Origin of the sequence: Cellulophaga sp. 20_2_10, assembly GCF_023476645.1 — a bacterium.
Lineage (GTDB): Bacteria > Bacteroidota > Bacteroidia > Flavobacteriales > Flavobacteriaceae > Cellulophaga.
On record NZ_JAMCOJ010000001.1, the window covers coordinates 86762 to 112259 of the forward strand.

14 protein-coding genes and 1 pseudogene are annotated in these 25498 nt (G+C 32.9%); all 15 read right to left on the reverse strand.

The window, feature by feature from the left end; all coding sequences use genetic code 11:
• Nucleotides 1–108: 108 nt before the first annotated feature.
• Nucleotides 109–651, reverse strand: a complete 543-nt coding sequence (locus M4I21_RS00410) for an REP-associated tyrosine transposase (protein WP_249556979.1) — start codon at nt 649–651, stop codon at nt 109–111.
• Nucleotides 652–748: 97 nt separating this feature from the next.
• Nucleotides 749–1081, reverse strand: a complete 333-nt coding sequence (locus tag M4I21_RS00415) for a hypothetical protein (protein ID WP_249556980.1) — start codon at nt 1079–1081, stop codon at nt 749–751.
• Nucleotides 1082–1088: 7 nt separating this feature from the next.
• Nucleotides 1089–1433: an EndoU domain-containing protein gene (locus tag M4I21_RS00420; protein ID WP_249556981.1), complete on the reverse strand. Its 345-nt coding sequence runs from the start codon at nt 1431–1433 to the stop codon at nt 1089–1091.
• A gap of 118 nt (nt 1434–1551) precedes the next feature.
• Nucleotides 1552–1695, reverse strand: a pseudogene (locus tag M4I21_RS18675) (transposase); the annotation flags it as partial.
• An 85-nt stretch (nt 1696–1780) separates the two neighbouring features.
• Nucleotides 1781–2776, reverse strand: coding sequence for a hypothetical protein (locus tag M4I21_RS00425; RefSeq protein ID WP_249556982.1), 996 nt, complete (start codon nt 2774–2776; stop codon nt 1781–1783).
• A 93-nt stretch (nt 2777–2869) separates the two neighbouring features.
• A complete protein-coding gene (locus M4I21_RS00430) occupies nt 2870–3487 on the reverse strand; it encodes an imm11 family protein (RefSeq protein WP_249556983.1) in 618 nt (205 codons plus the stop codon).
• Between the two features lie 71 nt (nt 3488–3558).
• The gene (locus M4I21_RS00435; RefSeq protein ID WP_249556984.1) at nt 3559–3816 is read right to left on the reverse strand and encodes a hypothetical protein; all 258 of its coding nucleotides are present in this window, start codon (nt 3814–3816) and stop codon (nt 3559–3561) included.
• Between the two features lie 6 nt (nt 3817–3822).
• Complete coding sequence (locus M4I21_RS00440) at nt 3823–6195, reverse strand: TonB-dependent receptor (RefSeq protein ID WP_249556985.1); 2373 nt, start codon at nt 6193–6195, stop codon at nt 3823–3825.
• A 39-nt stretch (nt 6196–6234) separates the two neighbouring features.
• Nucleotides 6235–7092, reverse strand: a complete 858-nt coding sequence (locus M4I21_RS00445; protein WP_249556986.1) for a hypothetical protein — start codon at nt 7090–7092, stop codon at nt 6235–6237.
• Nucleotides 7093–7179: 87 nt separating this feature from the next.
• The gene (locus M4I21_RS00450; protein ID WP_249556987.1) at nt 7180–7470 is read right to left on the reverse strand and encodes a hypothetical protein; all 291 of its coding nucleotides are present in this window, start codon (nt 7468–7470) and stop codon (nt 7180–7182) included.
• 6 nt (nt 7471–7476) lie between these two features.
• Nucleotides 7477–13755 carry a hypothetical protein gene (locus tag M4I21_RS00455; protein WP_249556988.1) on the reverse strand — a complete coding sequence of 2093 codons (6279 nt, stop codon included), beginning with the start codon at nt 13753–13755 and terminating at the stop codon, nt 7477–7479.
• Between the two features lies 1 nt (nt 13756).
• Nucleotides 13757–15124 carry a PKD domain-containing protein gene (locus tag M4I21_RS00460; RefSeq protein ID WP_249556989.1) on the reverse strand — a complete coding sequence of 456 codons (1368 nt, stop codon included), beginning with the start codon at nt 15122–15124 and terminating at the stop codon, nt 13757–13759.
• Nucleotide 15125: 1 nt separating this feature from the next.
• A complete protein-coding gene (locus tag M4I21_RS00465; protein ID WP_249556990.1) occupies nt 15126–18500 on the reverse strand; it encodes a T9SS type A sorting domain-containing protein in 3375 nt (1124 codons plus the stop codon).
• Between the two features lie 3 nt (nt 18501–18503).
• Nucleotides 18504–20582, reverse strand: coding sequence for a fibronectin type III domain-containing protein (locus M4I21_RS00470; RefSeq protein WP_249556991.1), 2079 nt, complete (start codon nt 20580–20582; stop codon nt 18504–18506).
• The gene (locus M4I21_RS00475; RefSeq protein WP_249556992.1) at nt 20582–25303 is read right to left on the reverse strand and encodes a hypothetical protein; all 4722 of its coding nucleotides are present in this window, start codon (nt 25301–25303) and stop codon (nt 20582–20584) included. The genes M4I21_RS00470 and M4I21_RS00475 overlap by 1 nt, the downstream gene beginning before the upstream one ends.
• Nucleotides 25304–25498: the final 195 nt, after the last annotated feature.

Consider the following 25498-nt stretch of genomic DNA (forward strand, 5'->3'; position numbering starts at 1 on the left):
TTGAGCATTTAAACCTGTAAGATTTAAACTTTGTTTTAATTCGTCATTCCCCCGCTAGCGCAAGCATCTTGCTTGTGCCGTTAAACCAACTAAAAGTTTTACTAATAATCATATATCAATATTTAAAATGGTTTGGTCATCTTGGTAATTTCTAGCGCTACTATATTTCCAGTCTACGGGACTAGTTACAAAACCAGATTCTACAGGGTTGTTGTGTATATAATCTATTTTTTGTTGAATAACTTTTGTACTCCATAATTCTATTGGTTTGTTATGTTGTTGCCAAAATTGCATTTTAGATACATTGCTTTTATTTTTTCCAGCTCTTTCTAACATCCAAAGCAACCATTCTTTTCTACTTTCTTGTGGATTATCTTGAATTGTTTTAATTAATTTTCTAGCTGTATAACCTTTAAAATCTCTAAGTAATCCAGAAGGATCTTCTTCGTTTGACCTAAAAATTAAGTGAATATGGCTAGGCATAAAACAATAAGCAAATACCTCCATTCCTTTTTCTTTTCTATAATAATTAATACTTTCTTCTAATACATTAAAATAAGTTTGTCTAGTAAATACATCTATCCAATAAACAGTAGCAAAGCTTACAAAGTAAGCTGCTGTTGGATTATTAAATTTGTATTTTCTGCTCATTTTACTTTTATATTGTTTTGTTGCTCTGCTTACTCTTTACGGCACGAGCGTGACGCTCGCGCTAGCGGGGCACCCTAATTACTTGCTGTCTAAATTATTATACTAAATCCTGTTCTTTTAACCAATCATTAATTACATTATATAAAGAAACTGAATCAACTTCAATTTCACTTTCAAAGTAATCATAATTAATTATAGATTTTTCTTTTTTAAAATCTATAATTGTAGAATCAAATCCAAATTCGTATTCTTCAATTTCAGAAGATAATACTAATTCAATATTCGATACTATTTCTTCCAAATATGTAACACCAGAACCCCCAGCTTCTTTTGACAGAATTAAACTTAATTCACAAAGCATATAATGTTCACCAGACATAGATATATCAAAAGAATACCTTTTTCCTATTTCAGATAAATTAGACATCATTTTAAAATTAATTTATTAGAGGAAAATAGGAGTTTATTGTTCCTAATGTTTCATTATAATAAAAACCTATTTTGATTTTACCATCACTTGAAAAACCATAATACCCTTTGTTAACATCAGTCGGGTCAATATATCCTTTATTATTTTTAATTGCAAATTCTACTTCAGATGTAATTTTAGTTTTAGTCCAATTATTAGGGAAAAATGTAGAGACTCCTCCATTTCCGCTTTTTGTTACTATTACATTTCCTTGTAAATCTTTAATTACAACTTTTCCTGTATAAACCCCATGCAATCCATCATCTATCTTTTGAATATCTACTATATAATCCGTTGTTTTAGTTCTTGACACTATTGTTTTACCTTGTTTTATTACAATATAAATATCAACTTTTGCCAAATCAGAATGGACCCCGATAGCGCAAGCATCTTGCTTGTGCCGTTAGACAAACTAAAAGTTTTACTAATAATCATATATCAATATTTAAAATGGTTTGGTCATCTTGGTAATTTCTAGCGCTACTATATTTCCAGTCTACGGGACTAGTTACAAAACCTGACTCCACAGGGTTGTTGTGGATATACTCTATTTTTTGTTGAATAACTTTTGTACTCTATAATTCTATTGGTTATTACTTTTATATTTTTTATTGCTCTGCTTGCTGGTTACAGCACGAGCGTGACGCTTAAGGTAGCGTTTTAACTTTTTTTTAATTCTTCAGTAAAAATATAAAGAGTATTCTTGTGTAAACCTCTCAAGTATAATTTTTCATTATGATATACAGGCACATCAAATTGTTCGTCGTTTTCTAAAGGAAAATCTTGAATAAAAATTAATTCAGAAGTATGTATGTCAATTGCTCCAAATTTTAAATTCTCCCCTTTGCCTCCCACAAACCAAAGTTTATTATCATAAATAGAATTTTTACTTGGATTAAAGTTACTGTCATCAGATATTACTATATCTTTTTGGAGTACTATTTCCCCTGTTAGAGGATTAAATTTTTGGTATTGATTACCATAATAACCGTAGCAAAGTTCATCTAGAGGATTAATTAATGTTGCTATTATATTTTTATGATATGGTAGCTCAAAATTATGTTCCCAAATAACATTACCTGTTTCTAAATCTAAACCTGTAACTTTTTTAAATTTATTGGTTTGTTTGTACGCTATTATAAGAAGCGTTTTTCTGATTTTTTGAATTTTACTTGTGATATTATACTCTTCATTTAAACAATGTTCCCAAAGGAAGTTTTCATTTAGCATATTATATGCTTTAATTGTTGTTGGTTTATATGAATTATATTCCAATCTGTAATTTTGGTCGAGTATAGTCCCTCTAAACATAGGAATAGTTATGAGTTCTGTGTTTTTAGAGTAAAGCGTATAATACTCATTTTCTTTCTCATCTTCCCATCTAATTAAAATTGATTCTAGGTTGTCAATTATACCGACAGAAATTACACCTCTCTTTTCTATGCTAATTACTTTTTTAAAATTTAAATCATATATATTGACCAGACATTTTTTTATATCAAAAAAATATCCTTTTTCTAATTGATCATATAGTTTCCCTTCAGCCTTAAATGAGGTATTTCCTTTTTTAATAGTTTTATCTATAAACTTTATAACTAAAGAATTATCAGTAAATCCAAAATTTAAGACCTCATTAATTGAATTTATCAGTTTCATTGTTTATTAATATATTATCTAATTTTTATAAAATTAACCACCGCTAGCGCAAGCACTTTGCTTACTCGTTACGGCACGAGCGTGACGCTCTCGCTAGGTGAGAGTTTCTATTTCTTCAAATGCACATCCTTTAATATTATTTAATTCTAAAGCTTGTTTTGCTTTTTCACTTACAAAAGCATACTCCATTGCTTCCTTTATTTTAAATACAGGCTTGAAGCCATCTTTAGGAACTTTCAAAACTAATCTTTTAATCGTACCTACTTTTTCTGGAAAAATTAAACTTTTTGTAAAATCAGAATTTGAGTAATCAAAAACATCTTCACAACTCTTAAACTGTAAGGCTAAATAATTATAGTTACTAGGCACTTCTTCATTTAACTTATCTTTTCTATCAAATTGATTACCTATGAAGGAGTCATCAAGCATACAAACTGGAATGATATCAAAATCAAATTGTTTTACATTTTTTAAAATACTAAACATTCGATTACTAATAATTGGAAATGATACGTCTGTAAATGGAAAGTCTGAATCAGGAATTGATAAAAAATCAGCTGTAAAATATAACATTTTAGGCTTATCAAAATCACGAATTCCCATCATATTAGCCCCAATTACTTCTCTACCATCAAATTCATTGCAATAAGCATCGTGATCAGCATCTACCTTAGGGTTTTTAACTGAACTAATTTTATAAACTTTCTCCATACAATTAATTTATTGAACTTCCCCCCGCTAGCGCAAGCATCTTGCTTGTGCCGTTAAACAAACTAAAAGTTTTATTTTTTTTTACTAAAATCCCTTATTATTTTATAAATATAGTAGGTGCTTAAAACAACTAAAGTTCCTTTACCTAAAAACTCACCAAATTTGTTGTTGTGTAGGTAAGCTAATATAGCTTCAAATAATATAGGTCGCCAACCCGTAGGTTGAGTTTCTCTAGGAGTCCAAGAGTCATAAATATAGTAGAGAAACGCTAAACAGAGTACCACAAATAAGTTATGTAACAGCTCTTGTGTTTTATCTGAGATTTTCATGGTAACCTATTTCTTAATCTGCTTATGGTATAAATCAGCTAAATAATACTCTAAAAAGTTTACAATGTCTACTTCGGTTTTACCATTGGTATACATTAGATATACTTTGTTTATGTGCTTGTCTTTAAAAGCTGTTAAACGTGTACTATTAATCTCTTCCATAATGTCCCAAGTACGCATACCCTCTAACATATCTCTATGGTTGTCAAAACGCTCATTAACAACCTTTAGTTTTTCTTTAGATGCTTTTGTTTTTTTAACTTTAGGATCATTATTCTCTGCATTTAAACGTATAAACTCTTTCTCTAATTTATAATCTATATCTTCTGCATCTTTAACAAGCTTGTTATAAGCACGTAGTACAAAATCGTTGTACTTTTCCTGAAAACCTTTAAAATCTTCTATGGACTTTAAATAGATAATCGCCTGCTCCTTATAAACGGCATCTTTTTTACCAATAGCTTTTATCATATTATCTGCCAAGCCTCTTAACTCAAGGTTTTTATCATCTGGTATTTTTCCAAAATCAGGATCTTTTGTAATTCGTAAAATGGTGTCTGTAATATTATTTGCATAATCTACATACTTGTATTTTTTATAATTAATAGTAATAATACTGTCTCTTGTTTTACGTTTCCTATCTTTTTTCTCCCATTTAATTTTAGGTTTTTTAACATCAAAAGAATAGTTGTAAGATACTGTTGCTGTAAACTCTTTTAAACCAGAAACCGTTGGTGTGGTTCTAAAAAGCTGAATTGCATTTAAACTAAGATTGTGTTTCTCTAGCAACACGTAAGACACACCACCTCTAAGATTGGTAATATTTGTTGTACCACCAGTGTTTTCAGTTTTGTTATAAGATGATGCTAAAACTGACTTTAATTTGTTGTCAAAAAAACCTTTTTTAACGCTTAGGGTAGGTCCCCAAGTTGTAGCATCTTCCCGCCCAATAGTATTGTATGTTCCGTTTAATGACGGTGTAATATTTAGGTTTAATTCTGTAAAGCCAATAGTGTAGGAGGTTGCAATGTTATGAAAAGTAGACGCATCACCAATTCTAACAATTCCGCCTTGCTCATTTGCAATATCACTAACGTTGTAGTTTAAATTTACATTCTCTTTTTTAGTTTTTGAGCTCGATAAAATATAGTTGATATTCAAATTTGCGTTTTGCGATATCTGCTTGTAGTTTAAAGAATCTGTAGCATTGTTTAAAAGATTATCATCGTTAATATCATCAAACTGATTGGTTCTAACGTTTGTATAGGTACTAAAGTTAGAGTAGGAGCCAGTAAATGTTAAACGCTCTGATGCCGTGTACGTTGCATTTGCAGCACCAACAAATCTGCTTGTAGGGTTTGCTTTTTGGTCGTCTAAATCATCTCTCTGAAAACCAACATTAAAGCTTAAATTCACTTTATTGTTAAACAACGGCCTAGATAGGTTTAGTGTGATGTTCTCAAAGTCGTTGTTAAAAAAATAAGCACCTAAAGTCTCATAACCAGGATCTACACGCTCATAATTAACACCAAGATTAGCTTGGTAAAATGAGTAGTTTACACCTAATTTATAAGCACTATAATACTCCGTAGAAGCTCGGTTTTTAAAAAAGCTACCCAACAATCCTTTTTTACCGCTAGAGGTTTCTTGCGCTCTAGTGTCTTGTGTAATTGCTGTTGTGGCATATTCTGCACGCACTTCTAAATTTTTAGACAATTTTACGCTACCCTCAAAGCCTAGAACAAGATTTTCTTTAGGCAACACCCCTTCTTCATCTGGGTTAATGTCAATGGAGTTTTCACGGTCCGATGCATAAAAAGTAGACACGCCTACACTGTATTTATCTTGCTCAAACACCGTTTTAAAACCATAACCCATTCTTTGGTAGGCAACAATAGCACGCTCATCTTCTACAGGCTCTGTAGCCTTTAAAAGTCTGCCATACATAGCACTAAACGTAAAACCTTTGCTAGGTGTTAGTTCTACACCACCACCAGTAAATTGGTGTCCGCTTAACGTATAAGGAGAAAATGTCATATTTACATCTCCAATATGCGCAGTAATCCACTTGTATTTTGGGTGTAAGCTTAGTCTGTTAAAATTAAAAGGCAATTGGTAACCTAACTGTTCCCCTTGGTTAGAGTAGTTGTAGCTAACAGGAATAGAAAAATTATAATAACTAAAATTTAAATTACCTTGTGCGTAATATGTAAAAGGTTCTCTGTTATTTCTTTGGTTGCTGCTGTAAAATACAGAACTAGCAGAAATACCTCCGCCTACTTTAAAAGGCGAAGATTTTCCAAAAGTTTCTAAATCTACACTTTGCGATAAGGCAAGTATAGGTAGTAGTATAAAAAGTGTATGTAATATATTTTTCAAGAAAAAAGTTGGTTGGTGTTTATAATAGTAAAATAAGAATTATAGTTTTTCTCTTAAAATATGGTTTATAGCCATAGCTTTTAAAACCTCTTCTTTTGTTTTTAACTTGTCTAATTTGTCGCTTTCTTCCTTTCTAAAAGGAACGTATGTTTTGTAATTATAGGTTACGTATGACGCCAAAGGCACTCTTTTAGCATTTAATAAGTACGTTTTTTTATACGTAGTATTATTTGCAAATGTTTTAAACTCATACACACCGTAACCAATTAATAATGGCTCACTATCTGGGTTTTCTTCCGTAGCAGTATTTTGGTAAATTTCTAACTCAGTAGCAGTAACCACCATAGTGCTTTTAATACTAGTTGTTTGCTTAGGAGCATAGCTTTTTATAAAAATATCACGATTTTCAAAGTCTCTTTCTACTTTGTAGCCAATGTGTTTTTTAAGCTCTTTTTCGTTGTTTTGTAGTTCTACCAATTTTGTTGGAATTTTGATAGACTTAGCAATTAAATTAGGAATATTAGCTTCATTATAGCCGTTATTATTTAAAAATCCAGCTTCTACCAAGTACTTTACAATTCTTTTTTGCGTAATGTAAAAGCCTTTTTCTACTATAGCAAGTGTGTCTTGTATTTTGTCTCCTGTAACCACGTGGTAGTCTGTAGTTTCATCATCATGAAATAAGATAGACTCGTACGTAATTGTTTTTACTTTAAAAAGCGGATTACCATCTACATCTGATATTTGGTAGTATTTAGGTGTCTCCGTTTTTATCTTTTCTATATTGGCAACTTTTACTTTATCTAAAAATATCTCTCCTTTTTTTTCTTTTATTTTTTGCGCCGTGGCACCAAGAGATACTAGAAATAAAGAGGCAATAAGCAATTGTTTTTTCATAATAGAGTTTACTTTATTTGGGTGTTTTTTTGTTTTTATATTGTTTTTGCTCTGCTTACTTGTTACGGCACTAGCTGGATGATTGTGCTAGCTGGGGGATTTTTCTTCTAATACAGATTCTGCATATTCATAAGCCATAAAGAAACAAGTAAACAATAAATATTCATCAGTAGATTTTTGAACTTCATTTTCATCAGAAAGCCATTCATTAAACTCCACTATTATTTCTTCAGTAAAAATATTTACTAAAGATTTTAATTCTTCAATACTTGAATTCTCAATTTGCTCATCTCTATATCCGTCATCTCCAAGCCCCCATTTCTTGGCCTTAGAGATTAAAGCTCTTAATTTTTTCGGAATGTTTTCTTCGTTATACATATTTATTTAATTAGAGGTTAAAGTTTTTAAATAATCATCCCATAATTTATAATACTCATCTCTAACTAATTGAGGGGTGTCAGCTGCGTCAAACTGTTTTTTTGCTAAATCTAAAATATCATCTTTAGTTACCTTTGAGTAATCAACTTTGGTTACACCTTGTTTTATTCTCATTTCTTTTGCCCAAGTATTGAAAACACCTCTTGTAGCATTATGATTAGGATTATTTAGCATATAAACAGAAGGGGCTTTATTGGCGGAATAATTTGAATACTTAGCTTTCATCCAAACAGAATTAACTCCGTGATGAGATTGAACACCTGTAGGTCTTGGTGTTATATCTGTATGTTTACCGACATAAAATACATTATCTCCTTTAGCAATAGCTGCTTTAAACTCATCAATATTCTTAAATAATCTATTCCCCACCGCATCAACAGCCTCACCAGCCCTTCTAAACTGTATAGTTACGTTCTTCTCTGTGTTTAATATTATTTCAGGTTCCGCATCAAAATTATTTCTTTTAATAGTTTTTCCAGAAGGAGTTAAGAAAGCAGCTTCTTTTGGAGGAACAGGAGGAATTTCGTCTGTTCCTTTTATAAGTTTTTTAAACTCAGTAAGGTTGGCAGGCTCACCACCAATGTAACGTTGAGATGCTATGTACTCTTCTTTTATAATTTTTGTTTCTGGATAACGCGCTAATCCTTGAGCATAAATTTCTGAAGCTATTCCTTGTTTTTGTAAATATGGAGGAACGTTTATATTAAAATCAATAGTTTTTGTTGCTTGCGTATAGGTAATTTCTGCAACACCTATTTCTACGTCATCTAAAAATTTCACTTTACAATATTTACTTGTAATGTCAATATTTGTCCATAACCTATTATTAATACCTGCAGAACTAGTTTTCCAAGTTTTATAACTGCTCCCAATTAAATCAGAAACCTCATCTAAATGACCTAGGTTCATTTTAAGAGCATCATCAACACCCATATCATCCAAAACAAACCAAGCTTCTGCTGATTTTGGTTTATTATTTAGAGCAACGAGTGATTCCGATAATTCTGAAAATTCGTCCGCAAATCTTGCTAATTTATCCTGATCGTTTATATCTAATAATGTTTGCTTTAACTTAGAAAGTCCTTTTTCATCTATCACTTTAAATAGATTTGTGATTTCATTTGTCGCCGCTATTGTTCTAAGTTTTATAATACCAGTGGCAGACTCAAAGACTTCAACAAAATCATCTACATATTTACCATTTAGTTCTTTTAATAGTTTAAGTTCTCCTATTTTAGCATAATCCGATGGTATTGCATCCGAAAAAGATAACATTTTGGAATCTGATATGTTAGTAACCATTGTGTTAAAACCTTCATCTACATATTCAACAGTGCCAACAGGTTTGTTATTTATGTGTAATGAATTATAGTTTTTAACCGTTATAGTTTTATTATCAAATCCTTTAATTATTGAGTTTTGGATTTCTGTTGCTTTAAAACCTTGTTTTAATTGATTATTTAACAACTGTACTTGACCATCTGTAGCTACTTTTTTAAGATTTAAAATAAAATTTGAAAAATCTGATTTAGTTTTATTAATTACTGATAATGATTTGTCTTTTAAATACCCTCGAAGATTATCAATTTCTAAAACTTTTTTACCAGCTTTTACAACTACTATTCCTATAATAGCCGCACCGTATGTTAATGATAATGTATCCCATGCTTTAATGAATTCTTCACCTCCGTCTAGACCTCTTAATTCATCATCTGTTAATACGATAAGTATTTCGCCTGTTCCTAAAGTCACTTCTATGCCAAGGGCCAAAGTACTTGACGCTGATATTGGTGCAGTAATTATAGTTAAAGTTGCCAGAGCAAACTTTAATTCAAGTGCCTCAACTCTTTCTGTGTGTCTGTGAGCAAAATGATGAGCCCAAAGAATTGGCGCAACAATAGAGGTGTTCGCTTTAATTTCTTTCTGGCCTTTTATATAATTAAAATCTTCTAAGAAATTAAATTTAACATAAGATGTTAGAGGATCTCCTTCATAATAATAATGAAAATTAGGCTGAAATTTATTGCCTTGAAAATCATGCACAAAACGTTTTAGAACATATGTAAATCTAACTTTTTGATCATTAGTAGTAACTCCTGGATAATCATATTTTTTTGTTGTGAAGTGTTGACAAGGAGCTAGACCGTCTAATATTCCTCCACAATCAGTAAAAAGACCTGAATTTCTAACTTGAAAATGATTAACGTTTATTGGTATTATTCCATTTACTTCTTTATTCACCAAATTATCTACTGGTTCTGCAGGAAAAATAGGTGGTGTTCCATATTCTTTGGTTAATTCTACAATGAAGTGAATAAACATTTCACGTTCCGTATTATCTAAATCAGTATAAATATCAATTATAGATTTGTTGTTTTTCTCTAGGGTGAATAAATCAAACCATTTTTTTAACTCTGTTGTAGGTGTATTATATAATAAACTTATAAAAGTGCTACCATAATCATCTAATCCAGATTTTATAAGGGTATTAAAAATTTCTATCCTTCTTTCAAAAGGAATTAATTTTAAAGAGCATTGACACTCTTCTAAATTTTCAATAATTGCTTCAATACTTTCAGAGTCTAGATACGTTTCCGTAGTTAATTTTTTAATTAACTTTGGTGCTTTTAAATAAATTTCAAAGTATTTTTTATAATAACCTTCTTGTTTACTTAATTGACTAAATGTGTATTTCATACTACTTTCACTTGAAAAAGTAGTTATGTCATCTAAACTAGCAACAACTGGAAACTTAGTTTTAAATTCTTCAAAAGATGCATCGTTACATACCTGGTGGAGTTCAGGGTTCTCATGAATTAAAGAAGAAAGACCAAATATAAAAGAAACATATTCTGAATCTGATTTAGCGTTTTCTTTATTCGAAAAGATATAACTCTCTACAAAAGAATCATTAAATTCACTTGAAAGACTTACTGGTACATCTAAATATTTTGAATCAACATTAAATAATCTTGAAATATCATTAATTCCCTTGAGTTTTTCTTCTGAAAATAAAGAAAAACTAGATTGGTTTTTATTAAAATTTTCAATATTTGTAACTTGAAATAAATAACCAGATTCTTTATCATTTAAAACTAACCTTCCAATTATTGGTTTAATATTGGTAACACCTAACGCTTCAGTTATAGTATCTTGATACTTACCAATTTCTTCGTTTTTATATCCGAAATCACCTCCTGAATTTTTACCTATGGTGTGATCATATTTTTTTCCGGCAATAGTAAAGTTAAGCAGAGTCCCTAATGGGCTTATTCTACCACTCAAACTATATAAATCTCCTGTGCTAAATGTTATTTGTTCTACTTTTTCAGGTATAGTTATAATTTTTCCAAATGGATCAACAAAAGAATAAGTGTGGTCTTTGTTTTCAAAAGATTTTAGAGCACTAATATCATATATTGTTGCTTGCTCCCCATCCTCTTCATCTTGAAAAATATAGAACTTTAAATTTGGGTTGTGTATTTGTGCCCAGTCCATATGGCTTAAAAGGTCATCGTTGGCATAGTCCATAAGCCAAGGAGTTTTTCCTTTTATATCATTGCCATAAGTTGTAAAAGGGTGTTGTAAGGCAAAAATACCATGAGCAACTTCATGCGCTGTTACTTTTGCTAAATCTCCTTTGCCTTCTTCATCTGAGCTTAACCCACCATTAAATACAAAACCAAACTGGCGTTTTAGTGGCATAAATCCAGCTATAGACTTAGTAGTGTTAAAACCTGAATTAAATGTAAAGACGTAGTACTTATCTTTTTGGTAGTCTATTTTTTGTTTTAAATCGGCAATAATTGCTTTTTGCTCTTGGTTATAGGTGTTTAACCAAGGTTTGTCTCCAATTTCTAATTCATTATCCGCACCTAATAAGCCACTAGTTAAAGAAACACTTTTAGTTTCTATATTAAGTGTAGTTGCAGCTTGGTTAAAAATTGTATTTAACTCTATTGCTGTAGGTAGTTGTGCACCGTCTACAGAAACGAGTACAACGTCTACAGTTTTTCTAGATAAATGCCATAAATTAAACGCACCAGCCGTTTGTTGTTTGGTAGTATCTTGTTTAGATTTTACAACTGCGTAAATAGGTTCGTTCTCAAAAGTATACCTTCCTTCTACACTTAAGTTAATAGTGTTGTTGGTAGCTTTTGTATGTGTTAATAACTCTCCTTGTTTGGTCTTAAAAATAAGATCATCAATGGTATAGTCCGAGTTAGATATACTAACAGTTGCTGTAATAAGTGAAGGTGTATTTTTTTCTGCTACGTGGTTTACAATATCATAATTGGCACCTTGTGCATCTTTTATAGTTTTGTATTCTTCATTTAACTTGGTATTATTTATTCCGCTTGGTAATTTGTCATACCCGTAAGTACCTCTAGAATTAAAAGTTACAGTAATGCCTTTGGCAGTTAAAGACTCTATGTCTCCGTTTTTGGTTACGCCTTCTACATTATCTGCATTTACAGGTCCGCCCTCATCTATTTTACCACCTTTAGTTACATTACCTTCTGCATCTACGTGGTAGGTGTTGCCAGCACTATCTACAATAACTTTATCATCACCTAAAGGAGAAGTTCTAACTTGTGCATCATTAGGATTTCTAATAACAACTTGTCCGTCTTCAACAGTAATGTAATCTTCAAAATAATCTGGTGGAATAACAAAGTTTACATTTATATTATCAATATCATTATCACCTTCAATAAGCTCTGTTAGTTCAGATATATCAGACATACCAGCACCACCTGTTGTCGCAAACTTTTCATCATACTCTGTCTCTACAAGGCCAGTTGTTAATTGCTTGTCTGTATTAATTTGTATGTTGTTAAAACTAACCCTTATTTGTGTGTCTCCTAAATAAGGTACTACTATAAAGCCCCAACCGGTATAACTACCATTACCGCCGTTAACTTCTTTTACAGTTACAGGAAAATCACCTGCGGTAAAAACATCGTTAACACCTAGTTGCTGTAAAGGGTCTTGGTTTGTAATTACAATTTCTGGTGGTATGCCACAATTGTACTCACTAGCATCTTCTTTGCCGGGAGTTGTAAAGGTGTTAACCGCAGAGTAGCTATAGCCACCGTTTTGCACACATTGGCCACCAACTCTATATTCATAGGTAGTTTCTGCTTCTAAAAAGAACAATTTCTTTTTAGTTTCAACAGTTTCAGACTCAAACCACACATTATTACTACCGCCTTCTTTTCTAAATTGTATTTGGTAGTTGATATGGTCTGGGTTTTGCTGCCAGGTAATTTCTTCTGTGGTTGTTCCCTCAGACTTTGCTAAAATATACTGTGGAGCATCACACTGACCAGTATAGGTAAAGTAAAATATTTCACTATAACCACCATTTTTAAATACAGCAGTTTCACTAATACCGTTGCTAACAACAGCACGCACACGCCAACCGTATGTTTTGCCTTCTAACAGGCTAGTTTCTCCAGGACCGTAGAGTAGGGTATTAGCAAAACCTGTAGTTTGGTATAAATTAGGTGAAGCTAAAAAAGCCGTTTGTGGGTCTACTTGAGTATCCCAAAGTTCACGCAGTTCAAACTCATATTCAACACCAGTTGCATTTACGTGTCTTGGCGTCCATTGAAAAATAAGATTTTGAGGATCTCTAGCTGGAACTTGTTCTCCGTTTTGTGGTAAATTTAAAAAAGGTGGGTCGTTTAAGACCAGATATACAGGAAAGCATTTTTTTTCTGATAATGGTCTTCCGGTTGTCCAATCAAAAACCTCAAAACAAAACTGATACAGGCCGTCTGGTAAGGGTTTGTTGTATTCACTAGGTGTAATACCATCTAAGTTTTGTAAATCGAAATACGGTTGTAAATCTAGGTTAGATAAGCGTAAAGGAATACCACCTGTTAATTGTATTGGCGCAGCATTTTGTACAAAGTCTTTGGACTGTATGCGGACACTGTTTCCAGAGATCGAAAATCGTAAACGCACTTGTAAGTCGGACTCATTAACATCTGTTAAAAGTAAGTTTACCAATAGTTTTTCTGCGGTAGTTGTACTGTAGTCAGACAGTTTTAAACTATAAGGAGGAGTCAACTGTGGAGATACTTGTACAGGAAATACTTGTGCCGATGTTACAGAACTCGTAAGTAGTACGAGCATTACTAATGCTATTCCTAAAAACTTGTTTATAGGTGCACTTAATAAGCTTGCTTTAAAAGGTATTAAATTACGTATATTCATCTTACTGTTTCTGTATTTTAATATCGGTTAGTATGTAAGAGGCTTGTCCGTCTTTTACATATTCTTTTATTTTTATAGCACCATTTCTACCGTCTGCAGTAGTAAATAATACAATTCTAGGTACTGTAGCATCTGTAAAATGCTGCGATCCTCCGTTTGTTTCTGTAACGGTTAAACCGTTTAATACACTATCGTCTGTTATGGCATCAAATTGTGCAACAGTTAATAGTGTTGTACAGCCACATTGCTCTTGAGAATTTATAATACGTGTGTTTTGTGCATTTGCTAGTGCAGGAAACGTAGTAGTGCTTAAATCGTCTGGAGAAACAAATTTGTTAAATGAAAAGTCTTCACCCAAGCCAAAAAGGACAATGTCTATTAAACTCCCATCTATAGCGGCTAGTGTTTCTTTATTGTATATTTCTCTTGTTGTAGCAGAATAAAAAGCACCAATAGTATTATTGTTATGCGCTGTATTAATTCCGAATTTTACATCCGTTAAACTTCTAATATTGGTGTCTGCTAATAACTCTATAGTTTTAGAGATCGATTTTGATTCTTTGCCATTAGAAACTGTTAATGTTAGTGTTTGAGTGCCTTCTGCAGTAAAAGTAACAGTTGGGTTTTCATCAGTACTAGTTGATGGTGTAGCATTAGTAAAAGTCCAGTTGTACGTTAAAACACCTGTGCTGTTATTTTGCATTGTAAGGGTTACGGGAATTTGAAGATCATCATCTTGAAAAGCAACTTCCCAATCAAAATCTGCTACTAAACCATCTGCAACTGTTATTGTTTTTTCTAGTTGATGTGTTTCTTTACCATTACCAACAACTAAAGTTATAAGATGATCCCCAGGCTCATTAAAAACGACTGTTCCTGGTTGTTCCTCTGTAGAAGTTTCTGGAGTACCACCTGCAAACGTCCAATTATAAGTTGTAGCTCCTTTTGTGTTATTAGTTATTAAAACTGATGCAGGAGCAAAATTATTAGTTTGTATTTCTGCATCAAAAGCAACTTCTACTGCAGCATCTAAATTAAATGTAACTTCTTTGCTTTCTGCAGATCCATCTTTGTTAGCTGCATCTAAACGTATGGTATACTCTCCTAAAGTAGTATAGACTAATGCACCTGGGTTTCTGTCTGTACTAGATTCACGATCTGCGCCTACAAAAGACCAAGAATAAGAATCTGCACCAACCGTTTTATTTAAAACTTTAACCGTAACAGGTATAGAATAATCTTCATTTACTATTGCAATTTCAAAATCTATAGCAACAGGTACGGCCTGCTCTTGTGTACAGGCCGTACACAAGAGTAGCATTGCTATTGCATTAAGGCAATAAAAAACTATTTTTTTAGGATGTAGCATATTACTTAATAATGATTTTTCTTATTTCGCTTCCTTTAGCAGTTTCTAACAATAAAACATAAGTTCCAGAAGCAAATGCAACTCCGTAATTAAGATTAAAATTAACAGCTGCTTTCTCTTTACGTTGGTGTACCAACCCTTGAGACGCCATACTAAATATTTTAAGTGATATAGAACTAGCTTCAGAAAGTAAAATGTCTACACTAAATTCACCATTAGATGGGTTAGGGTATATTTTAAATTCCTGAATAAATGGAATTACAGCATCGCCTATATCTGGAATGTTTTCTGCTTCGCCAATAATAATAGTTTTCATATAGTCTAAGAAACAAGTCCCTTGGTTAGAGCGCAGTAATATCTCGTAAGAACCAGGTTCATCAAACAAAAGAATAACATTTTCATCTGTTTTAGCAATAACTACAGCTTCCTCTGGTAAAAACCACTCTACTTTATCGCCTATAGGTTCACTAATGTTTACCAAAGCTAATTCTTCACCAGCAAAAGCCTGAGTACTTACAATAAAGTGTGCATCTATTGGCGTATCTGATACCGTAATTACAATACTATCGCCTCCACTACAACCAAGAAGTGTTGTAACTTCTACAGTATAGGTACCAGCTTCGGCAACTTCTATACTTGGTTCTGTACTTGTAAATCCGTTGTCCGATGTCCATAAGTATGTGGTGCCGTTACCTTGGTATGTTGCATCTAAAACAATACTTTGTCCACCACAAAGTAATCTGTCTTCTCCTAAACTAATTAAATCTGGACTAGGATTTTCTAATGTAACTTCAACTGTCTCTGAACATAAATTAGCATCGGAAACTGTAATTGTATATGTACCTGCTGTTAAGTTGTTGGCGTAAAAACCAGTCTGACTAGTTATAACATCACCATCTTTAAGCCAATTGTATGTGTAATCTTCTAATCCGCCACTAATACCTAAAGATATTACACCGTCTGATCCGTTGTTACAAACAGGATCGTTTTCTTCTAAAATAGCAACTTGGAGTGGGTTAGGAGCATCAATTATAACCTGACTCGTAGCCTGACATCCTTTTTCATCAGTTACAAAAAGAAGGTAAGTTCCTTTTTCTAGGTTTTCAATTCTAGATGATGTAGACCCATTAGACCAGTTTAAAGTATACGAACCAGTTCCGCCAGTGATTGTAGCTTCTGCCCAACCTTCAGTACCATCAGAACATAGTAAATCTCCTTTGGTGAAAGTAATAACAAACGGTTCTGGATCTAGCAAGTCGTGAATAACATCAGTCTCATTAACCAAACTATTGTTTACATAGTTACCAATAACAATACCGTTAGCATCTCTAATGTTTACGGAATAACGAGCAGCAGTTAAATTACTTATGGTATTCCCATTTTCTTCTGTAAGTTCTTGAAAAATACCGTTTTCATCTTCTTTTTTCCAAGTATAGTAATACAATAACCCTCCATTATCAGTTGGAGCCAATTGTATACCTCCGTTGGCGTTAGCTACTAATTCTCCATCGCCCACAGGGTTGTTAAAGTCGTTTGTACTATTACAAGAAACGGCATTTGTTTCCTCTATAGTTAATACCAATTTTTCTGGTTGGCCAATTGAAAACTCTCCTTCAGCAAAGCAGGTAGTTTTTTGTATTGCTTGTGTATGGTTTGCATCTGTTACAGTTAAAGTATACGTTTCAGCACCTATGTTCTCTAAAGTAAAGGTTTGACTTATTTCAGTAGTATCAAAATCAGAATTAGAAGCATAACCAATATCAAATACAGTTCCGGCTGAGTTTTTCCAAACAGCTGTATAAGGCCCAGTACCACCAGTAACTACGGCAATAATTCGGCCATCTGTAGAACCAAAAGCTTTAGCGTCGTTACTATCATTATCTCTATCAACTGTTATTGGTAAAAATTCTAGAGCTAGGATGTTAGCAGGTTCTTCAATTGTTTCTGATAATTCTTTATCTACATCTTGAACAGGAACATACTCACCCTCTACTAATATTAAGTTTTTAGCAACACATTGGTTACCGTCTCTAACCTTAATTTTGTTAAGTCCAGCAGATAAATCACTAACCGTATGTGTAAATGTATTATCAAAATTAACCCAATCTTCAACAGTGCCATCTGGTCTTGTTAGTTGGTATTGATAATTACCATCTGTACCACCTTCTGCTGTAATTAAAACGGTACCATCTTGTCCTCCGTTACAGTTTACATCGGTAGGATTTGAAAGAGTGAAGTTTACATAAGCTGGTTCTTCAACATTAAATTCTATTTTATGATTATCACCATCAGCAAATAAGGTTGTTCCCCCAAGAAATTCAACACGAAAACCATCATCAGTACTTCCTGGTAACCCCGTTATGGTTAATCTATCATTAATGATGTCATTAGCTGTAATATTATCAAATTTAGGGTCTATAGTTATTTTAGCATATAATGTCTCTCCAGATGTATCAGTACCTGCCACAACAGATAAGTCTAAAACTTCCAATGCAAAACTTTGACCAGGTTCTAAATTTTCATTAAAAACGAGTGTTATTTCTGCATCATCTGTACCGTTACAGCGTAAGCCGTCATTATTTTCAATAGCAGTGATATGTGGTGCAGATGGGAGGATTTTATAGAAACGAATACTTCCTGGTGACTGATCGTCATAACAAGGTTTAATTCTAAAATAAATGTATTTATTGAAATACCACTCCGGTGGATTAGCTGTTAAAATATCACTAGCTATAAATTCTAAAGAGCTAGGAGTTGCAGGTCTTGTTATATTTGTCCATAAATTAGGATTTGGCATTGCGCTAGTATTATTTACTATTTGGTATTGCCAATTGTAAGAATCATTACTAAATGAAGGATCTGCTTCTATAGTTTTTACATCTTCAAAACCAAGTGAGCCACTACTACTAATTACATCAACCGAAGTGGAAATTTTATAATCAAATCTAATATCGTGTCTAACTTCAAACTCCCCTTCATTTCGATTTGTATAATTAATAGTGTTATTAAAACAAGAATTTGATTCTAATTTTATTTCAGGATCAAATTTTAAATAAGAATCATTACCACCACCGCAACTTCCTCTTTTTTCTGTTACATCTGCAAAAACTTTTAAGGATTTTAACTTTCGACCTGAATATTCTATTAATATATTATCATAATTATAAGTGTGTGTACCTCTACGTTCTTTTCCTTTCCTATGGGAGAAAAATTCTTCAGAACCATCATCGAAAACAGCTGTTAATACAATATTACTACCACAAACTTTTTCATCTCCTTCTACTTCATAGCTGAAATTAGTGATTTCTATTGTCGATTTTTGTGCATTAATAGCACAGCTAATTAATATAAATAATATAAATAGTATTTTTTTCATAGCTTAATAATTTACTTCTATAATCTCTAAAGTTCCAAAACTACCATTTGCAAATACGGTACGTACTTGATAGATGTATATGTTATTAGGAGATATATTGTTGTCTATAATTTTTGTAAGTGTTGCTGGTAATTGCTTCCAAGTCGAAGGTTTCCCTTCTTTTTTAGATTTAAAAATCACTAATTCTTTAATCTCAGATGGTAATTTTCGCCAGTTTAGCGTAATACTGTTTTGCTCTCTGTCTATAGTAGCATTCAATCCCTTTAAAACTTTGTCTTCTGTATTAGAAGCTGTTTCTATGGTTAGCGTAGGTGAGTCGGCAGAGGATAATCCGCTATCATCTACAGCCTGAATTTTATACGTATATTTTGTAGCAGCTGTTACTTTGTTGTCTATAAAATTGGTAATGGAATCTTTTGTTTCAAAAATTAACTCCCACTCGCTCACAGTGCTTTTATTTTTACGATAAAGTTGGTGCTTGTCTACATCTGCACTAACACTTTTAATCCAAGAAAGAGTCACGCCTGTATTTGTAACCTCATACGCTTTAAAAATAGGAGAGGAGGGTGGCACTACATCTGGTTTTTTAATTTCTAGTACTTCTGAGTAGTCGGAGTTGTTATACCTGTTATCTACAGCAACTATGGTATAGTACACTTTATCATTTAAAGATTTAACTTGTACTGTATCTATAAATTTGTTTGTGGTAACCGGGTCTATTGTAATTTGTGCATATTCTTCATTTTTAATATTTCCTCTAAAAACACGGTAGCCTAACATATCTTTTTCAGTATTAGACTCCCAAGTAATAGTGGTTATTCCTAAACTGTCTATAACACCAATTAGTCCATTTGGTTTTGCAGGCGGAATAGAATCTACAAACTGCACCAAAGCAGAAAATGAAGTTGTTTCTGTACTATCTTTACCAATAGCAATTACTTTTATATAATTGGTGGCATATGGCGTAGTAACGTTTGCCGATCTAGTTTGTGGTGTTATTCCTTTTTTTATAATTTCATATTTGCCATTATCCTTTGTGGCAGCTTTTATTTGAAACTCGGCTACCTCTAGTTCTTTTTCTTTTGGAAACTCCCAAAAGATATCCGCATTGGTATCTCCTATCAATTTATGGTTGGTAATAAAAGGCGTTGCAGTTAGTGCTTTTTGTCCTTGACCAACAATAGATTTTGAAGGCTCACCTTGCTCTCCAAAAGGAGAAACACCCAATACTCTATAATGGTATTTTTTATTATTTTGCGCTAATGTATCTACATAATACATACGTTTTGTAGGCGAATCTTCTGTGTTGTTTAGGTTTACCAATGGCAAGTCGTCTAAACGTTTGTAATTGGTACCATCTTCAGAACGTTCTACATAATATGTTGCATAAATACTTTTAAAAAGCTCATATTCCCAAGTAAGTAATACCTCCTTGTCGTTAAAAACTCCTACTAAATCTATAGGAGCGGGTAGTGCTTCTGTATTAGAGGCTTCTATATAGACTATACCTTCTTTTACGTTGGCTGCTAACTCTGTGGGAATAGCTGATTTTATACGGTATAAATAGCCTTCGTTGCTTTTAATATCGGTATCTTCAAAACCTAAACCAGCTAATTTTGCAGCTTCAAAATTCATATCAGCAGCAAATAATGCAAAAGAAAAGCGCTGTTCTAATTGTTGTACTTTATTTACAATTGCCATTAGTTCACCTTCATCTGTACCAACCTCAAAATCTTCACCGTGAATAGCTTGTGCTAGTATAGCTGCATTGTCATTGGCCATAGAAATTTCTTCCCAAGATGCTACAGGAGCAGGTTTTAAAGTGCCTGTTACTATTGTTTTTTGTTCTGGTGATTCTAATCTTTTTCCATCTCTGTATACTGTAAAGCGTTCTAGTGTATAACCGTACGTATTTGCTCTTTGCCATACTACAGCATCTGTTGGCGCCCAACGCACCAATATTTTGCCTTGTTGCGCTCTGGCAATAGCCTGTATAGATGGCGTTGCAATGCTGTCTTGTTGCTGAGCAAAAGAAGATTGGATAGCAAATAAAATAAAAAAGAAAAATATTTTTTTAATCATTAATCTAGGTCTAATGGGTTTTTAAAATTCACAGTTGCAGAACTTCCCAACTTATTACCAGGTAAAACATACTGTACTTTTATTGTATATGTTCCTTTTGGAATAAAAATATATTCTGTATCTAGTATTGCGGCATTTGGATTAGTTAACGTAATTATACCATCTACATAATCATTTAAAACATTAGTTTTAGTGGTAGTGTAGTCTAATTTATAGATTTCAGGTAAATTATACCTGAACGGAAAATGTGTTCTTGTCCACCCTGTATTAATGCCATATGCGATGTTTGTAACATAGTTAGTAAACAACGGTAATGCTCTTTTTGGTGGTAAACCATAAGGGTTTTCTGGTCTTGTTATTTTATAAGCTCCAGTACTATATTTTTGGTATAGAATAGGGTTAATATCTTGCTTAAAATAGTTGTCATTTAAATCTGACTCTGCTAAAATCATTGGTTTATTATCCGTGTAGGCTGTACCAACCAATTCTGCCGTTTCAAAAGCCTCATGGTTATCTATAGCATTGTATAGGTAAACAACGTCATTTGTAATTTTGCCCCAACCATAATTGTCCACTTTTATAGCCTTTATTTTTTTAGCAAATGTATTGTAAGCACTACTTGTAAAATTATAACCAATACGTTCTATACTGCCATCTTTAGAAACAGATTGCGCGTTGTTGTCGGTCACAGTCATTGTATTATCATCTCCTAGATCTGTACTATTTTCTGTTCTAGTAGATGTAGTTTCTGCACTTCCGTTTTTAGGTTTACTAAAAATTGATAAAGCGTAGGTTGTAGATTTGTCTAATGTTGGTAAAGTATAATTAATTGTGTTACTAGCATTATTGTATGAAAATGCAGGTTTTTCTTCTTCTCCAGTTTCATTAATTAATGCCAATTCACTTTTCCATTGCGAATCATCAAACAAGTAATCTTGACCTTGTTTTAATTGTATATACCCATTATTGTATTCTTTTGGGTAGTAATATTCCTGATCTATAACGGGGTAGGAGTATACTATGTTTTTTAATGGAATATATTCTGGAGCACCACCTGTTGTAAACGAACGTTCTTCAGTTTCTTTTGCAGGAGCACCATCTACCATTACTATTTGATAAACACCATTTACTCTTTCTTTAAAGCCAACAGTTACACTAACTTTTAAAGCAGTAGAAGGTGGTAATATATCTTCAGGAACAAAAGTAACATTGTTACTGTTTTCTCCCCATTCTAAAGTACCAGTGATTTCAGTATTACTTTCATCTGTAATTTTAAATTCGTCTAAGGTAATTTTATAAATATGATCGCCATCTGCTTCAGGAATTGTCAAAGCTTTTTCTACAGCCATATTAAATGCTGCTTGTGGTGTAGCAAAAACATCAGCTTCTGTTTCTCCGTCTCTAGGAGTAAGATCACTTACAATTTTTAAGCCTCCAAGTGGAGAGCCATTATCAAACTCGCATTCTTCACCAAGAGTTACTTTAAAGTTAAACTTACCTTTAACCAAACCTCCTAGTAAATCATAATGTCCGCCAACATAACCACGCATCCAAATAGGATTTGGTGCTTTGGCTTGTAATAATACAGCAGCACCAGCCTTTATAATAGGAATACGCTTTTTAACAAAGAATAACTTTAAGTTGATACCTAATTCTCCTTGTAAATATGCATAGGCTTGTCCGTTTGCATACCAACCATTAATTCCAACTTGGTCACCTGTATTAACGCATTGAGCATCACCATAATTTTTTAACATAATATCGTACCCTACACCCGCTTGAAAACGAGCATAGAACATTAGAAAGTTTAACTCTCCGGTGTCAATGGAAAAATCACTTCCATAGGCAAAACCACGGCCGTCTCCCAAGGCATTTTCATCCCTCATATAGTTTAATGTTTCAGCATCTACCCCTAAAATTTCGGCTACAATAGCAGGGGGAGGAGGACTACCAGGAATATTATCACCTAGCATAAAATAATCACCTGTTTTAACAGATAAAGAATTAATACCTAATTTTAAACCAAGTCTATCCGTTGGTGTTCCCATGTATACATACCATTCTTCTTCAGATAGATGAGCAACACCCCAGCCAGCTCTTCCGCCAGAACTTCTACCTTGTAAAGCTCCACCAATAACATTTACATATAAATCCATAGTTGCATGAAAAGATTTATTAGCAAAATCAAATTCGATTCCTATATTGGCACTAATACCTTGTTTACCAACTTTTATGGGTTTGTATTCATCAACTGCTTTATCTAAAAAGGTTTTCCCCATTTTACTATCCATAACACCGTTAAGAGCTTCGGTGTCTACCATTTCATTTAGTTTTTCTGATAAGCTAGCAACTGGATTTTCAATTTCAAAAGCTTGCATCACAATTGCCTCTCCAAAGAAACCTAACCTGTTTACACCGCCACTACTATTAAATTCAATTTCAAAACCAGCACCTATTTTAATAGCTTTTTCATCCGGAATACCACCATAAATCATTGCTTTTACTCCTAAACCAGTATCATCATTAGGGATATAAGAAAGTCCTGAAGGAGAAAAATCTGGACCAGCATTAGCTCGTCTTGTCATTTTGTAAAAAGCACCACCTGCAAAACCGGATAATTGTATAGGTCCGGCTTGTATTTTTAGGCCATGTACTGCAGCATCTACATACCAATACCTAAATTCTTTTTTACCAAAAATTGCTTTACACGTAATTGGTCCAAAAGCACTAAAAGTACCTTCTATATTACCAGAAAAACCATTGCCATAAATAGGGTCGTCATTCATAAGAAGCAATCCTCCTTTTATTTTAACGGCACCCATATTGGCTTCAATATTTATTTCAGAAAGATCTATACGATCGTATTTCCATTTTTGAACAAAATTCTCCTCACTAAACTTACCTATGATGCCTAATCTTGCATCAGCAGCAAATCCTTTATCAGACTTCCCCATAAGATTTATCTTTAAATCAAATGAAATACCGGCTTCTTGGTCATTAGAACTAAAAGCAATATCTGCTATGGAAACAGGGAAATTGGCAAGTTTAACTTCGTCTTTGTACCCAAAATAATCTACTTGTAAAATAGGGGCTTCTGTTTGTAGTACTAAATTCTGGAACTCTATCCCTTTAAAGTTAACCATACTACTATCTTTGGACATAGTACCTTCATCTTCTAAAGATTTTTTTTGGCTAGCGGAGATAGCCATACGACCATTTAATACGGCTTTAGGTTTAAAATTACCATTGGTAACTTTAAGTTCTATAAAAGAGTTAGGTAGTAATTGTGCTTCAGCCTGCCATACATTAAAGTTTAATGTATCTGCAGTAGCAACGCGTACAAGGTATTCTTCTTCACTTATTAAACCCTTATAGGATAAGCCTAGTTTTTTGCCTTCTTCTTTGGTAGTAGGAGTATCTTCTTTTTTAGCCGAAATTGGTAGTACTATTTGCCCATTAAACGCAGCACTAGTTATACGATTAGTAGTAAGTTCTACAGCAATTGAGTCAACAGAAAAGGCCCATGCTTTTTTGTCGTTGGTTCTTCCTTTATCTAAAGGAATAATATTCTCTGCGGAGAATAGACCAGACACACCATTATTATCAATGATCATATTAGTGGCCGTAAACTTAACACGTTCTTGTTTGGCTATACTTTCTGATGTTTTAAAGGTTTTTGGTAATGATACTTCTAAAGATTGTACATAAACACCTCGCCACAATTCAACATTAGGTAATAGTAATCCTTTTTCTTGGTAATGTTGAGGAAAAGGAATATCGGGAGTACGAGTATCACTAAAATCTAATGTAGCCTCGTTTAAATTAAAAACAAACTTGTCTGGGTGTTTTGTAAGTGCAAATGGTTGAAGATCTATGGTGGCTACAATATCATTCCATCCACTGGCAACCATAGAAAATTTACCCGTAACTCTATTGTCAACTTGTGCCGTAGAACCATCTATTCTTTTTACGCTTTTAAACTCTTCTTCCGGTTCGCCAAGGTCTGTAACTGGTATAATTAAATTCCTTGAGAATTGTACCTCAGCTGCTAAACCCATTTCTTTTACACCATTACAGTCTATAGTAACATAGGTAAGGTTATCTGTATTTCCTGTTTTATAGTCAAACCCACCTTTAAGTTCTAATAGCCAGTTACCAGCGTTAAAAGGTATTTGTACATCACCCAAAAGTACAAGGTTGGCATCACCAAAAATTCCACCATCGTGAGAAAGCTTTACATTGTTTGCTCCAAAAAATATTTCTAATGGATCTCCATTATCATCAGTTTGCGGCAATCTAACTCTAGCAAAAACGGTTAATTCTGTATAATCTTTGTGTATGGTAGCTTTTGCAATTCCAATTGCATAATCTACTTCACTAACAGTGGTTTTAATACCAACAGGTAAGGTAACTATATCATTATTAGATAGAGTATTTACCCAGGTATCATTTAAATCTATTTCTTCAAGTACAGCTGCAGCTTCATTTCTATCATTAAGAATAGGTGTAGGAACAGGAAATTCATTTTTGATATTCTGAAAAGAAAATACGTTTTTAGAATTGAACAATTCTAAAGTAGAACCTATAGCGTTTGCACTTTTTAAGATACTATCTATTTTTGCTTTTGGCAAGTCAGGATTAAGCATTCCAAAGCTAAAAAGAGGGTAAACCAATAAGAGTAGTAACAAAAAAACAGATTTAAACTTTTTGTTGTAATTCATGAGTAGGGTTTATCAAAAAAAAATTATTGAAGCGCAATATAGGAATTTACCTTCATTATAAGGTTTTAACTTTTATTTAGTAAGTCATCTAATATATATTTGATGTATTACAATACATATACGTGTAGTATGCATCTTTTGGTTTTTAAAAAATTAACATTGCTTTAACTATAATAGTATACTGTAGGGTTCTAT